The sequence below is a fragment of the Vineibacter terrae genome (assembly GCF_008039615.1).
Classification (GTDB): domain Bacteria; phylum Pseudomonadota; class Alphaproteobacteria; order Reyranellales; family Reyranellaceae; genus Vineibacter; species Vineibacter terrae.
This window is the reverse complement of record NZ_VDUZ01000092.1, coordinates 1-15,073: the sequence shown is the minus strand read 5'-3', so window position 1 is coordinate 15,073 and position 15,073 is coordinate 1. Positions and strand designations below refer to the sequence as shown.

General features: G+C 66.8%; 9 protein-coding genes and 1 CRISPR repeat array. Of the genes, 8 read left to right on the top strand and 1 reads right to left on the bottom strand.

The genetic code is table 11. The features are described from left to right. Positions 1-228: 228 nt before the first annotated feature. The 7 genes from FHP25_RS39915 to FHP25_RS39880 all read left to right on the top strand — a co-directional run bounded on the left by FHP25_RS39915 (position 229) and on the right by FHP25_RS39880 (position 12,854). A complete protein-coding gene (locus FHP25_RS39915) occupies positions 229-2,526 on the top strand; it encodes a mechanosensitive ion channel family protein (protein WP_178134141.1) in 2,298 nt (765 codons plus the stop codon). A gap of 276 nt (positions 2,527-2,802) precedes the next feature. Further along, on the top strand, positions 2,803-5,241 hold the full coding sequence (locus FHP25_RS39910; RefSeq protein WP_231712644.1) for a CRISPR-associated endonuclease Cas3'': 2,439 nt from the start codon (positions 2,803-2,805) through the stop codon (positions 5,239-5,241). Between the two features lie 137 nt (positions 5,242-5,378). After that, entirely contained in the window at positions 5,379-6,050 is a 672-nt protein-coding gene (gene cas5c / locus FHP25_RS39905) for a type I-C CRISPR-associated protein Cas5c (RefSeq protein WP_147852583.1), read from the top strand. Next, a complete protein-coding gene (gene cas8c / locus FHP25_RS39900; protein ID WP_147852582.1) occupies positions 6,047-7,879 on the top strand; it encodes a type I-C CRISPR-associated protein Cas8c/Csd1 in 1,833 nt (610 codons plus the stop codon). The genes cas5c and cas8c overlap by 4 nt, the downstream gene beginning before the upstream one ends. Then, positions 7,872-8,813, top strand: coding sequence for a type I-C CRISPR-associated protein Cas7/Csd2 (cas7c, locus tag FHP25_RS39895; RefSeq protein ID WP_147852585.1), 942 nt, complete (start codon positions 7,872-7,874; stop codon positions 8,811-8,813). Before cas8c ends, cas7c begins: the two co-directional genes overlap by 8 nt. Positions 8,814-9,025: 212 nt before the next feature. Continuing rightward, a CRISPR array of direct repeats spans positions 9,026-10,449; the repeat unit is 32 nt; unit sequence GTTTCGATCCACGCTCCCGCACGGGGAGCGAC. A 674-nt stretch (positions 10,450-11,123) separates the two neighbouring features. Next, the gene (locus tag FHP25_RS39885; RefSeq protein WP_147852581.1) at positions 11,124-11,303 is read left to right on the top strand and encodes a hypothetical protein; all 180 of its coding nucleotides are present in this window, start codon (positions 11,124-11,126) and stop codon (positions 11,301-11,303) included. Between the two features lie 63 nt (positions 11,304-11,366). Next, positions 11,367-12,854, top strand: a complete 1,488-nt coding sequence (locus tag FHP25_RS39880; RefSeq protein WP_147852580.1) for an FAD-linked oxidase C-terminal domain-containing protein — start codon at positions 11,367-11,369, stop codon at positions 12,852-12,854. A gap of 221 nt (positions 12,855-13,075) precedes the next feature. Here FHP25_RS39880 and FHP25_RS39875 read toward each other — a convergent pair whose 3' ends face one another. After that, positions 13,076-13,372 carry an HdeA/HdeB family chaperone gene (locus tag FHP25_RS39875; RefSeq protein WP_178134140.1) on the bottom strand — a complete coding sequence of 99 codons (297 nt, stop codon included), beginning with the start codon at positions 13,370-13,372 and terminating at the stop codon, positions 13,076-13,078. 348 nt (positions 13,373-13,720) lie between these two features. Here FHP25_RS39875 and FHP25_RS39870 point away from each other — a divergent pair, with 348 nt between their 5' ends. Further along, positions 13,721-14,950 (top strand): FAD-binding protein, encoded by a 1,230-nt coding sequence (locus tag FHP25_RS39870; protein ID WP_147852578.1) that lies wholly within the window; start codon positions 13,721-13,723, stop codon positions 14,948-14,950. Positions 14,951-15,073 lie beyond the last annotated feature (123 nt).

Below are 15,073 nucleotides of genomic sequence, written 5' to 3'. Positions count from 1 at the left end.
CCACTCTGCCGGGGCACGGATCCTCGCTTGGTGCTCTGGGCACTGGATCAATGGGTGGCTCCCGGCAGGCGGCCCGACCCGGTCACTCTAGACCGGGCCTCTTGCGCTTCAACTGGTACAGGGATCTTTCCGGGAAGGCGTACGGCGTGGCGTTCGGAAAGATCCCTCGCTTGCGCTCGGGATGACAGTCTCGGATTTGTCGGTGGAACAGTGATTGCGGGGAGGTGGATGATGCGAACCACCACAGGAAATGCGTCACCAGCCAGCCGTGGCCGGCGATCGTTCAGGCTGGCCGTCCCGTCGATTCTCTGGGCCGTGGCGCTGGCGGCGTCGCTCGTCCTGGGCGCCACCGCGGTTCGAGCCGAAGCACCCACCGCGCCACCCGCGGGCATGACGCGCGAGCAGTTCGACTCGCTGGTCGACGCGATCAGCAAGGCCGTCGTCGAGCGGCTGAAAGCCGAGGCCGTTCAGACGCCCGCACCGGATGCGGCGGTCAAGCCAAGATCCGGCAAGAATGCCCCGTCGCCGAAGCCCGAGATCGTGATAACGCCGCCCAAACCGGGACCTGGCGAGGTCGCGATCTTCCTGCAGCGGGCCGGGAAGGTGGCGATGGCGTTTCCGGTGCTCGGCCGCCAGCTCGACCTCGTCGTCGGCGGCCTCGGCCAGGATTCGAACGGCGGCTGGGGGATCGCGGGCTTCGTGCTCGCGCTGGGCGCGATCGCCGCCGCGGCCGTGGTGGCGGAAGGTGCGCTGCGGCGCCTGCTCGGGACGTTCCGGGCACGTCTTGCCGTCGGTGCCGACGCCGGGCAGGGCGTCCGGTCGCTGGTCCATCTCACGGCGCTGGCACTGCTGGACGGGCTCGGCCTGCTGGCGGTCTGGCTGATCTGCAATGCGGCCGGGGCCTGGTTCTCGGGCGACACGGCGCAGGACAAGCTCGCCGAGGCTGTCCTGATGGGCATCTTCGCCTGGCGCCTCTACATGCTGGTGTTCCGCATCGTGCTGCGGCCCGACTTGCCGGCGGCGCGCCTGTGCGCCGTGACCAGCGACGACGCCCGCACGATGTATTCCCGGATCGCGACGGTGATGCTGGCGATCATCGGCGGCCGCATCCTGGGCCGGATCCTGTTCGCGGCCGGCACGCCGCCCGACGCGCTGGCGGCCTGGCAGGTCGTGGTCGTGCCGCTCTACCTCGCATTCTTCCTGTGGCTGGTGTTCGGCACGAAAGCGGCGGCATCCCAATGGCTCGGTGGCCTCGGCACGGCGGCGCCGCTGGCGGGCGCCGTCGGCCGCCATTGGACCGCCACCGCCAGCGCGTTCTTCGTGGCGTTGGCCGCGACGCAGCTTTACAGCGCCATTTCGGGGCGGGTGCAGGTGGGCGGCGCCATGCTTCTCACGCTCACCCTCGTGATCGGGCTGCTGATCTTCGAGACACTGATGCAGGCCTTCGTGCGGCGGCTCGATTCGCAGCTCCTCGGCCGCACGCCGGCCGGCGATGCGCCGAAGCTGCCGGATGTGGTGGCGCGCTGCGTGCGCGTCGCGGTGCTGATCGGCGTCGTCGTGACGATCCTTGAAGCCTGGGTGGTCGACGTCCTGGGCCTCGCCAGCGCCGATCAATGGGACCAGATCACCCGTTCCTCGCGCACGGCCGGCATCACGCTGTTCCTCGCGTTCGTGGTGTGGGAGCTCTTCAAGCACGCCACCGCCCCCTACATGGCGCGCAAATCGAAGGGCGCGGCCGAAGCCATTGCCGACGGTGAAGCGGCGGCGGCGCCTGCTTCCCGCATCGCCACCATGATGCCGCTGCTGCGGGTGGCGGCCGCGATCCTGATCGGATTCCTTGCGGTCGTGATCGCGCTGGAGGATTTCGGCATCAATGTGATGCCGCTGATCGCCGGCGCCTCGATCTTCGGGATCGCCATTTCATTCGGCAGCCAGACCCTGGTGAGGGATATCGTCTCGGGCATCTTCTACCTCACCGATGACGCCTTCCGGGTCGGCGAATACATCGATTGCGGCAAGGCCAAGGGCACGGTCGAAGGCTTCACGCTGCGATCGATCAAGCTGCGCCATCAGAACGGCCAGGTTCACACCATTCCGTTCGGCCAGCTGGGGCAGATCACCAACTTCAGCCGCGACTGGGTCACGGTGAAGTTCAACCTGCGCTTCGCGCGCGATACCGACATCGAGAAGCTGCGCAAGGCGGCCAAGAAGATCGGCGCGGACATGATGGAAGTGGCCGAGATCAGGTCGGAGATCCTGTCGCCCTTCAAGATGCAGGGTGTCGTCGACATCATCGACAACGCCCTGCTGGTGCGCTTCAAGTTCACGGTGCGGCCCGGCAACCCGGCGATGGTCCAGCGCGAGGCGGTGAAGCGCCTGTTCAAGGTCTTGCCCGGCCTGGGCATCGAGTTCGCCAAGGATGGCGCGACCGTCATCCTGCAGACACCCGCTGCCTCGGCGGAGGGTGCACCCGCGGAAACCGCGACAGTTGCCAAACAGGCTCCGGTTCCAGTGGCGGCAGGGTGACGCTGACGTCAATGCCTGGCTTGCGGCTGCGCGGGAGAGTACACCGGTTGTCCTATATCTCCGCTGAAAGGTGAGTCACGACTGTCATCCCGAGCGCAGCGAGGGATCTCCCGCGGAAAGACGCACAGCAGGTAATTCGCGGCAGATCCCTCGCTGCGCTCGGGATGACAGCAGGTGTGGCAGCGCGGTCTTGCGTCATAGGCGGTCGCCCTGCCCGTGCGGGGAGCGTGGATCGGAGTGGCCGCCCGGGCGCACAATGGTCGCCGTGCCGCGGGCTTGACGAGCGTTCGTCCCACTGACGGCTGGATCAATGACGAATCTGCCGTCATTCTGCGCTCGCCGCTCAAATCGGATGGCATGGGTTCGATGTCGGACACTGTGAACACTCAGGCGCAGCAGGCGGAAATCTTTGCCCACTCGCTGCCCACCGGCCTGGATACCGCGCGCTGGGAACCGCTCTCGCACCATCTTCGCCAGGTCGGCGACCGCGCCGCCGCCTTTGCCGAGCCATTCGGGGCAAGCCGCGCCGCCCTGGCGGCCGGCCTGCTGCATGACATCGGCAAGTGCTCGGCGGACTACCAGGGCTACATCCGGGGGCAGCGTGCGAAGGGGCCGGACCACAGCACCGCCGGGGCGCGCGCGGCGATGGCAGAGTACGGCAGGATGGGGCGGCTGCTTGCGTTTGCGATCGCGGGGCACCATTCCGGCCTGATGGATGGAGCGGGCAATGATGGCAAAGGACGCTCGCTGAGCGACCGGCTGGACCTGAACGGCTACGCCATCCCGGACTATGACGACTGGCGCGCCCATGCGCAGGGCCTGCCGTCGGCATCCGAGCTGCGGCCCGACGGGCTGTCGGCCAATCCCGATTATCCCGGCTTCGAGACCGCCTTCCTGATTCGGATGCTGTTCTCCTGTCTGGTGGATGCCGACTTCCTCGAAACCGAACGCTTCTACGCCGTGGCGGATGGGAAGCCGCCGCCCGCACGTGGCGGCGTGGTGGCCCAGGTTCATCTCGATCGCATTCGGACCCATATGGCCGGCCGCCGACGAAACGACACGCTGGTCAACCGCCTGCGCGCCGAAATCCTCGATCATGCCGTCGGCAAGGCCGCGCTGCCGCCGGGGCTGTTCACGCTCACCGTGCCGACCGGCGGCGGCAAGACGCTGACGTCGCTCAGCTTCGCCTTGGAACATGCCCTGAAGCATGGCCTGCGCCGGATCGTCTACGTCATCCCGTTCACCTCCATCATCGAGCAGACGGCACGGGAGTTCCGCGGCGCCCTGGGCACGGGCGCCGACATTCTGGAGCACCATGCCAGCTTCGACTGGGACACGCCTCCCGCGACGGCGAAGGACGATACGGAGGAGGAGGGGGCGTCGGGCCTTGCCAAGCTGCGTCGCGACGCCGAGAACTGGGACGCGCCGATCGTCGTCACCACGGCAGTCCAATTCTTCGAGAGCCTGTTCGCGTCGCGCACCAGCCGGGCCCGCAAGCTGCACAACCTGGCCGGCAGTGTCATCATCCTCGACGAGGCGCAGACGCTGCCTGTTCATCTGCTGCGGCCCTGCATGGCGGCGCTCGGGGAACTGACGCGCAACTACGGCGCCAGCGTCGTTCTGTGCACGGCGACCCAGCCGGCCTTGCGCAAGCAGGACGGCGCGCTGCCCCGGCGACGCGAACGGGATCCTGCGCCGGGCTTCGATATTTGCGCGGAACGTGAGCTGGCGCCGCGGCCGCGCGAGCTCTACGAAACGCTGAGGCGGGTCGTGGTCGAATGGCGGCGCGATCCCGTCGCGGACGAAGAGATCGTCGAGCGCTTCTCGGATCAAGAGCGGATGCTCTGCATCGTCAACACCCGGGCGCATGCGCGCGCGCTGTTCATGGCGATCGGCCATCTGCCCGGCGCCCGTCATCTCACGACCCTGATGTGCGCACGGCATCGCCGCGAGGTGCTGGAAAGGATTCGGGACGACCTGAAGCACCGCCGACCCGTCCGTCTCGTCGCGACGAGCCTCATCGAGGCCGGCGTAGACGTCGACTTTCCGGAGGTCTGGCGCGCCGCTGCCGGCCTCGATTCGATTGCCCAGGCCGCCGGGCGGTGCAATCGCGAAGGCCGGCTGGAAGGGCCGGGGCGGACCGTTGTGTTCGAGCCGGCCGGACGCAAGCCACCGCCCGCCATCACGGCTTTCTATCAGGCGGCACGGCCGGTGCTGCACGCAGCCGGCGATCCGCTCGGGCTGGACGCCGTCGAGCGCTATTTCCGCGAGCTCTATTTCCAGAAAGGGTACGAGTCGCTCGACGAAGCCCGCTTGGACGGTGCGCCCTATCGCATCCTCGGGGAAATCGAGCAGACGCGACAGAGATTCGATTTCCCGTTCTCGCGCATTGGCCAGGCCTTCCGCCTGATCGACGATGTCATGGATCCGGTGCTGATTCCTTTCGACGATGCAGCGCGAGAGGCGCTCGACGCCCTGGAGCATGCGCCGTTCGCTCCGAAGGGCGTCATGCGCCGGTTGCAGCAGTACGTCGTCCCGGTGCCGGCGAAACCCCGCGGGTCGCTGCTCGCCGCTGGCGCGGCGCGGGCGATCAAGGCCGAGGTCTATGGCGACCGGTTCGTGCGGCTGGACTCGATGGACCTCTATCATCCGTCGTCGGGGCTTGACTGGAGTGATCCGACGTTCCGGTCGGGGGAGAGCAATATCTTCAGTTGATCCAAGCAAGACGGACGCGGGGGTGAAACGGTCGCGGTTGTATTCAAACGCACCAAATTGGGTTGTATTATTATTTGAGTGAACTTGTTTTAAGATATCGCTTCAGCGATAGTTGGCCTTCGGGGGAAGGTCCATCGATGAGCGTACGGTTGCATGTTTGGGGGGAGCGCGCGTGCTTCACGCGGCCGGAATTCAAGGTCGAACGGGTCAGCTATGATGTGCTGACGCCTTCGGCCGCGCGTGGGATTCTCGAGGCGATCCACTGGAAGCCGGCGATCCGCTGGCACATCGATCGGATCCATGTGCTGAGGCCGATCCGCTTCCAGTCGATCCGCCGCAACGAAGTCGGCGCCAAGGCGAGCGCCGCCAACGCCCGCAGCGCCATGAAAGCCGGTCACACCAACGGCGTCGGCCTCATCGTCGAGGACAACCGCCAGCAGCGTGCGGCGACGATTCTGGTGGACGTCGCCTACGTGATCGAAGCGCATTTCACGATGACGGCCAAGGCTGGTGCGGAGGACAATGCCGCCAAGCATGCCAGCATGTTCAACCGCCGCGCCGAAGCAGGCCAGTGCTTTCACCGCCCTTGCCTCGGCACGCGCGAATTCGCCGCTGAGTTCGCGCTGTTGAAGCCGGACGCGCCGCTGCCGGAGTCGTCCTTCCCTGCCGAGCCGAAGCAGATCGATCTTGGCTGGATGCTGTACGATGTCGACTTCGCGAACGGTGCCAGCTCCCGCTTCTTCCGGGCGCGAATCGTTGACGGTGCGGTGGCGGTGCCGCCAGCCGACAGTCCGGAGCTGGCAACATGATCGAGGGTATCGACCGACGCCAGGGATTGCTGCAGGCGCTTGCCGGCTACTACGAGCGGATGGACGACGCCGAGGCGCCGGGCTGGAGCCGCGAGAAGTTCGGCTGGTGTGTCGTGATCGACAAGGACGGCGAGCCAGTGCGTGTGCAGGACATGCGCGACCTTGGCGGCAAGAAGCCGGTTGTGAGGCAGTATCAAGTGCCCGCGTCCTTTCCTCGACCGGGAACCACGCCGCGGGCATTCTTCTTGTGGGACAAGACAGCATTCTCGCTGGGCGTAACAAAGTCAGGTCGGCACAATGCTCTACGCCAGCATGAAGCCTTTCGATCCTTGAATCTCGAAAGACTGGCGGGCACGAACGATGAAGGATTGATGGCCTTCCAGCATTTTCTCCGGCGCTGGACGCCAGATCGGTTCGACATCGATCCCTTCGTCTCCGAGATGCTCGATGCCAACATCATGTTCCGTCTGGAAGGCGACGATAGATACCTCCACGAGCGTCCGGCTGCCCGTCGCCTCGTCGCCCCGGTATCGGAGGCGGACGATAGAAAAACCACTCTTTGCCTTGCGACAGGCGAACGTGGACCGGCGGCGCGGCTGCATCCGACGATCAAGGGTGTGGAAGGTGCCCAGACTGCAGGCGCGTCTCTGGTCTCGTTCAACCTTGATGCCTTCGAATCCTATGGCAAGGCACAGGGCGACAACGCGCCGACATCGGAGACGATCGCCTTCCGCTACGGTGCCGCGCTCAATCGCTTGCTGACACGCGATGGTCCTAACCGGGTCCGGCGGCCGATTGGCGATGCCACGCTTGTGTTCTGGGCCGACGCGTCCAACGCCAAGGCGGCCGAAGCGGCGGATTCCTGGTTCGGTGAAGCCGTCGCCGTCGAGGACGCCGACGAAGCCCGCAAGATCGGCGAGGATCTGGCGGCCGTCGCCAAGGGACGGCCGTTGTCAGCCCTGCACCCCGCGATCGAGCCGGGCACACGCTTCCATGTTCTGGGCCTGTCGCCCAACGCGGCGCGCCTGTCGGTGCGGTATTGGCTGTCCGATGATCTCGACGTCTTCGCGAAACGGCTGGCGGACCATCATGCGGACCTGAGAATTGAGCCCCAGCCATGGGGCAAGCCGCCTGCGGTCAACTACCTGCTCGCGCAGACGACCGCCCTGCAGGGGAAGTTCGACAACATTCCGCCGCTGCTGGCGGGGGAAGTCATGCGCGCGATCCTCACCGGCGCGCCATATCCACGGTCCTGGCTGGCCGCCGCCGTCATCCGGCTGCGTGCCGGTGACGATCCCGGCCAGGGGTGGCACGCTGCCGCCATTCGCGCCGTGCTTGTCCGCCGTCAAAGGCTGCAAGGCACCGAATCTGATATCCGCGAAAAGAAAGAGACGCCGATGAGCCTCGACCGAGACCACCCCAACACAGGCTATCAGCTCGGCCGGCTGTTCGCCGTCTACGAGCTGGCCCAGCGGGCGGCGCTCGGCCGCGGGGTGAAGGCGACCATCCGTGACAAGTATTTCGGCGCGGCATCGGCGACGCCCGCGAGCATCTTTCCGCTGATCATCGCCAACGGCCAGAATCACCTGTCCAAGGTCCGCAAGGAGAAGCCGGGCTGGGCCTACATGATCGAGCGGGAGCTGGAAGAGGTGATGGCGCATATCACGCCGACCATGCCTTTTTCCCTGCCGCGGTCACTGCGCCTGGAGGATCAGGGCGAGTTCGCCATCGGCTACTACCATCAGCGCAAAGCCAGGCTCGGCGATGGGGCGACCGAACAGCCGAGCTTCGATGACGACAGCGATGAAGGAAACGACCGCGATGAATAGCAGCGCCGCCGTTCAGAACCGGCATGAGTTCGTTCTCTATTTCGATGTGACGAACGGCAACCCCAACGGCGATCCCGACGCCGGCAATTTGCCGCGGCTGGACCCTGAGACCAATTGCGGTCTCGTCACTGACGTCGCGCTCAAGCGCAAGGTGCGCAACTACGTCGCGCTGGCCCGGCCGGATATGCCCGGCCATGAGATCTACATGAGCGAAGGCGCGACGCTGAACAACCAGCACAAGAAGGCCTGGAGCGCCGTGCTGCCCGACGTCACCAAGGCCGACGAGCTCAAGAAGCTCCCGAAGGAGGAAGCCAAATCGCGCGAGCTGACTCGCTGGATGTGCGCCAATTTCTGGGACATTCGCGCCTTCGGCGCCGTGATGACCACCGGCGTGAATGCCGGCCAGGTGCGCGGGCCGGTGCAGTTCTCCTTCGCCCGATCGGTCGAGCAGATCCTGCCGCTCGAGATCGCCATCACGCGGATGGCCGCAACCACGGAGGCCGACGCCGAGGCCAAGGGCGGCCGGACCATGGGCCGCAAGCACATCGTGCCCTACGGCCTTTATCGCGCCCATGGCTATGTCTCGGCGCCGCTTGCGTCGCATGCCGTGAAGGGGACCGGCTTCTCGACGGCCGATCTTGAGCTGCTGTGGGAAGCGCTCTGTAACATGTTTGATCACGATCGGTCTGCGGCGCGCGGCGAGATGTCGACACGCAAGCTCATCGTTTTCCGCCACGCTTCTGCACTGGGTAATGCCCAGGCGCAGAGCCTGTTTGACCGGGTCAAGACCTTTCGCGTCTACCAGGGATCCAGGCATGAAATTGGGAGCCCGGCGACGGGCAACTGGCCTGTGGCACGTAAATGGGAAGACTACGAGGTCACGATCGACCGCGATGGCCTGCCGGAGACCGTCGAGATCATCGAGCCTCACTGACCATGATGCAGGCGCCCCCGCCGGACGGCGCCATCGAGGATGCGCTCGTGCCGGTGTCTGCGTTGCAGCACTATCTGTTCTGCCCGCGCCAATGTGCGCTGATCCATGTGGAGCGGATCTGGGCTGAGGATGGTGCCACCGCCGAGGGACGGCTGCTTCATGAACGGGTCGATGACTCGACGCCGCCAGGCTCACGACATGCGGCACCGGAAGTTTCGATCCACGCTCCCGCACGGGGAGCGACCGTCGAAATCTTGAAGGTGCTGCTCGCGGAGCAGTGTTTCGATCCACGCTCCCGCACGGGGAGCGACCCGCAGGCCGCCGGTCTCGTTGCCGATGATGCCCAGGTTTCGATCCACGCTCCCGCACGGGGAGCGACTTCGCGACACGCTCAGCGTCGTCGCGGATGACCTGTTTCGATCCACGCTCCCGCACGGGGAGCGACGTCATCACCCTGTTTTACCCGGTGCCTGGTGCTGTTTCGATCCACGCTCCCGCACGGGGAGCGACGGTCGAGTTTTCGTCGTGAGCGCAGTAGTTGAAGTTTCGATCCACGCTCCCGCACGGGGAGCGACCAGGCTCCTGACGGGCGCTGGTGTGCTGACGCATGTTTCGATCCACGCTCCCGCACGGGGAGCGACTTCGACGTTCTTACAGTCAAGGCTAGTTAACGCGAGTTTCGATCCACGCTCCCGCACGGGGAGCGACCTAAGCACTTCGGTTCCTGGTGGGCGCCAAAAAGGTTTCGATCCACGCTCCCGCACGGGGAGCGACATGGTGGAACCCGCAAGAGTTCGTACCGGCTGAGTTTCGATCCACGCTCCCGCACGGGGAGCGACTTTGGATTGCGTCTCGATACGGTGCGTAAGCGTAGTTTCGATCCACGCTCCCGCACGGGGAGCGACCGGTGAAGGTTGGGCCTCGGCCCAGCGTGTCTCCCGTTTCGATCCACGCTCCCGCACGGGGAGCGACAGGACATGGTTGACCATTTCGCGGAGACGGTCCTGTTTCGATCCACGCTCCCGCACGGGGAGCGACTGTCACGTGTTTTCAGATAAGGGATGCTGCAGCGCATGTTTCGATCCACGCTCCCGCACGGGGAGCGACGGACCTTGAGGTGTTTGGGAAGCGCAACGAAGTGTTTCGATCCACGCTCCCGCACGGGGAGCGACATCTCCTGGCCCCGGTTGTCGTAGCTCCAGACGAAGTTTCGATCCACGCTCCCGCACGGGGAGCGACGCCGCTCTCGCCGATCACAAGCACCTCCACGTCAAGTTTCGATCCACGCTCCCGCACGGGGAGCGACGCCGCTCTCGCCGATCACAAGCACCTCCACGTCAAGTTTCGATCCACGCTCCCGCACGGGGAGCGACGCCGTCGTACATTCTGCACAAGCGCATGATCGAGTTTCGATCCACGCTCCCGCACGGGGAGCGACTCTTCTGCAGCGTCGGTATGTTGGCGTTGAGGTTGTTTCGATCCACGCTCCCGCACGGGGAGCGACCAGTGTCGACGCCGCCGCGCTCCGCGCTCCGCATGTTTCGATCCACGCTCCCGCACGGGGAGCGACCGCAGACGGTGCGCACGTCGGCTCGCACGACCGAGTTTCGATCCACGCTCCCGCACGGGGAGCGAGGGTCGCTCCCCGTGCGGGAGCGTGGATCGAAACCATCAGGTCGGAGCGGGGCGTGCCCGGTGGCAGCGTCGCTCCCCGTGCGGGAGCGTGGATCGAAACTCGTCCCACCAATCCATGATCGCTCGATCGGACTGTCGCTCCCCGTGCGGGAGCGTGGATCGAAACACCGGCGCGGTGACCAGCGGTGCGCTGAGCGACGGTCGCTCCCCGTGCGGGAGCGTGGATCGAGACCAGGTCGAGATCCGGGCGGCCCTCGTAGCTTAGCGAGGTCGCTCCCCGCGCGCCTGATGCGTCCGAGTTCGACAGGGGCGCTGCCAAGGCAAGGGTGGCGCAATGCAGTTTCATGGCAATCATCCGTCAGATGGCCTGCGGCATGTATTGAAGCCGTGAATCGTCACCACCAGGGAACGGGAGCGGCTTCGCGTGGGTGCCGCGGTAAAAATTCTTGTCCTCTGAGTGAGAATAGTGTACAATTATTGTTAACAGCGTTCCCGCCGCCGGGGCATACGGGCGTTATCGTGGGCCCCGTCGCAAGGGGCAAGGCCGCCGCCGGGTCACGCTTCGGGCGCTTCGTCCGTTCCACGACACGGAGCGCGCCAGCTTGCTGCGTATAGGCCCGTCGGCGCCGAACCCGCAAACCCCGCAAAACTCCGCAAATTTCTGGGATCCGACCTATGTCATTGGAATCGAAACCAAAAGACGTTTTTGGTATTTCTGGCGCGGACAGCGACGAGTCCGCCCGCGCGACCATGGCGGTCATGGATGCCGAAAACCTTCGGCGCATCGTTGCCGCCGTGTCACAGATCATCGCCGTCCCACGCCTGCCGGCGGGGATGCGCGTGCGCTGCGATTGAGGGAAACTGCCGCGTCGCGGTGGTGCGCCGCCGCGATATGACCAGGAGAGGGAAGACGTCCGCATGCAGATGCCACCGCTGGATCCGGCCATCCTCGCGCGCCGCGCCGAGATCGTGGCGGCGCTGCGGGCGATCGTGCCGGGCGAGGGCGTGATCGCCGACGAGATCGGCATGAGGCCCTTCGAGTGCGATGCGCTGTCGGCCTACCGCCAGATGCCGCTGGTCGTGGTGCTGCCCGACACCGTCGCGCAGGTGTCGCGCATCCTGCGCTACTGCCAGGACAACGGCGTGAAGGTGGTGCCGCGCGGCGCCGGCACGTCGCTGTCGGGCGGCTCGATGCCGGTGGGCGACGCCATCCTGCTGGGCATGGCCAAGTTCAACCGCATCCTGGAGGTCGATTTCCCCAACCGCTGCGCCCGCGTGCAGCCGGGCGTCACCAACCTCGGCATCACCAATGCCGTGCAGCACGAGGGCTTCTACTACGCGCCCGACCCCAGCTCGCAGATCGCCTGCTCGATCGGCGGCAACGTGGCCGAGAACTCCGGCGGCGTGCATTGCCTGAAATACGGCCTCACCACCAACAACCTGCTGGGCATCGAGATGGTGCTGATGACCGGCGAGGTGGTGCGGCTGGGCGGCAAGCACCTCGACGCCGAGGGTTACGACCTGATGGGCGTGATGACCGGCAGCGAAGGGCTGCTGGGCGTCGTCACCGAGGTCACGGTGCGGCTGCTGCGCAAGCCGGCCACGGCGCGCGCCGTGCTGCTGGGGTTCCCCAGCGAGGCCGGCGCCGCCGATTGCGTCGCCGCCGTGATCGGGGCCGGCATCATCCCCGGCGGCATGGAGATGATGGACAAGGACGCGGTGCATTGCGCCGAGGCCTATGTCGGCGCCGGCTATCCGCTGGACGTCGAGGCGCTGCTGATCGTCGAGCTCGACGGCCCGCCGGTCGAGGTCGACCACCTGATCGAGCGCGTCGAGGCCATCGCCCGCGACAAGGGCGCCTCGACCGTCCGGGTCAGCAACGATGAGCAGGAGCGGATGCTGTTCTGGGCCGGCCGCAAGGCGGCGTTTCCGGCCGTGGGCCAGATCACGCCCGACTACATGTGCCTGGACGGCTCGGTGCCGCGGCGACGGCTGACCGAGGTGCTGTCGCGCATGCGCGACCTGTCCAAGCAGCACCGCCTGCGCGTGGTCAACGTTTTCCACGCCGGCGACGGCAACCTGCATCCGCTGATCCTGTTCGACGCCAACGATGCCGACGAGCTGCAGCGCGCCGAGGCATTCGGCGCCGACATCCTGCGGCTGTGCGTCGAGGTCGGCGGCGTGCTGACCGGCGAGCACGGCGTCGGCATCGAGAAGCGCGACCTGATGGGCGTGCAGTTCACCCAGGTCGACCTCGACCAGCAGATGCGCCTGAAATGCGCCTTCGACCCCGACCACCTGCTCAACCCGGGCAAGGTCTTCCCGCAGCTGCGCCGCTGCGCCGAGCTCGGCCGGCTGGTCGTGCACCACGGCCAGGTGCCGTTCCCCGACATCCCGAGATTCTGATGGCGGACGGAGTGCGAAGCGCAAGCGTCACCCCTCGCCGCCCGCGCAGCGGGGCAGGGCATTCCCACATGACCTCGCTGTCATCCCGAGCGCCAGCGAGGGATCTCCTGCGGCAAGGCGCACAGTGCGCCATTCGCGGGAGATCCCTCGCTACGCTCGGGATGACGGCAAGCGCATATGCAACCCCCCCGACCCGCTGCGCGGGCGGAGAGGGGGCGTTCTCACCGGAACAGCCGCTCGATGGCCTGCATCACGGTGACGGTGGGGTTCTGGGCGCAGTACTGGCCGATCTTCTCGCTGTCGGTGGTCAGCGCGTCGGTGTCGAGCGTGGTGGTGTTGGCGCGTCCGGCGTAGAAGCCGTGCAGCCACATCAGGATGGTGCCGATATCCTCCTCCTTGCCGTCGAGCAGCTCCTTGCAGGTGATGGTCGCCATGTTGATGACCTCGGCGCGCACGCCGGGCGCGGCGGCAGTGGCCAGGCCCGCCGCCAGGACGGCAGCGGTGAATGCTTTGCGCATCGGGAACTCCCCTTCATGTCGTTGACCCATATCGAGGCGGCAGGATTGCCCGTTCGGCAATCGCCCGTGGCGGCGATGGGATGCGCCGCCCCGCGCGTTCCAGCCGTCGTCCCCAACGCCAGCCCGGTGAGCGCGTATGATTGTCCTCGCCGCCCAGAGTCGATGATCGCCGTGCCGGGGTCAACGGTGATCGTACAGCGTAGCCGTTGGCCGCAACCAAATGGCGGAGGAGTGCTTCATGGTGAGCACAGGTGAATGCTTCGCATTCACCTGTGCTCACCATGAAGGCTACAAAAATCACCGCGGCTTGCGAAGATGCTTGAGGTCAGTAGTACAGAGGATTGCCGCATGAGCGTCATCCAGCCCCGCGACGCCGCCGAGCTGCAGCGCGCCGTCGCCTGGGCGCTCAATGACGGCGTCGCGCTCGAGGTCGAGGGCCGCGGCAGCAAGCGCGCCTACGGCCCGCCGCAGCGGGCGGCGCAGACCTTGTCGCTGGCCGCCCTGGACGGCGTGGTCGACTACCAGCCCGAGGAGCTGGTGCTCACGGCCCGGGCCGGCACGGCGCTGCGCGAGATCGAGGCGCTGCTGGCGCAGCGCCGCCAGATGCTGGCCTTCGAGCCGCCCGACCTGGGCGCCATCCTGGGCGGCGCGCCGGGCGCGGGCAGCCTGGCCGGCGCCCTGATGTGCAATCTGGCGGGGCCGCGCCGCATCTGCGCCGGGGCCGCGCGCGATCATTTCATCGGCTTCCAGGGCGTCAACGGCCGCGCCGAGGCGTTCAAGTCGGGCGGCAAGATGGTGAAGAACGTCACCGGCTACGACCTTTCCAAGCTGATGGCGGGCTCGCTGGGCACGCTGGCGGTGCTGGACGAGATTACCGTGAAGGTCGTGCCGGCGCCAGAGAAGGTGCACACCCTGCTGCTGGTGGGCCTCGACGACGGCGTGGCGATCGCGGCGTTGTGCGACGCCATGGGCAGCCCGCACGAGGTCAGCGGCGCGGCGCACCTGCCGGCGGCGCTGGCGGCGCGATCGAGCGTCGACATGGTGGCGCGGCAGGCCGTCGCCGTGACTGCGATCCGGGTCGAGGGCGTGGCGCCGTCGGTGGCGGCCCGCATGGCGGCGCTGCGGGCGCAGCTGGCTGCCGCCGCGCCGGCGATGGAGGAGCTGCACACCATGCGCTCCCGCGCTTTCTGGGAGGAGGTCCGCGACGTGCGGCTGCTGGCACCTGGGAGCGCCGGCTTCCAGCCGGCCCACCTCTGGAAGATCTCCTGTCCGCCCACCGAGGGCGCGCGGGTCGTCGACGCCATCCGGGCGCAGCGCCCCGATGCGCAGGCGCAGTACGACTGGTCCGGCGGCCTGGTGTGGTTGGCGCTCGCGGGCGGCGATGCCGCGCCCGGCCTGGTGCGCGGCGCGCTGGCGGCCTGCGGCGGCCATGCCACCCTGGTGCGCGCGCCCGAGGCCGTGCGGGCGGCCGTGCCGGTGTTCCATCCCCAGCCGGCGGCGCTGGCGGCGCTGAGCCGGCGCGTCAAGGAGAGCTTCGATCCCAAGGGCCTCTTCAATGCCGGGCGATTGGGCATCTAGCAGCCTGTCGGACTGAGGTTATTGGGTAGTTGATTGAGTGATTTTGAAAGCGCCGAGGTCATGGGGTCGCGATTTTTGGTGGTACTTTGCCTGTCAGGCGTGTGCGAGGGTGAACATCCGCTT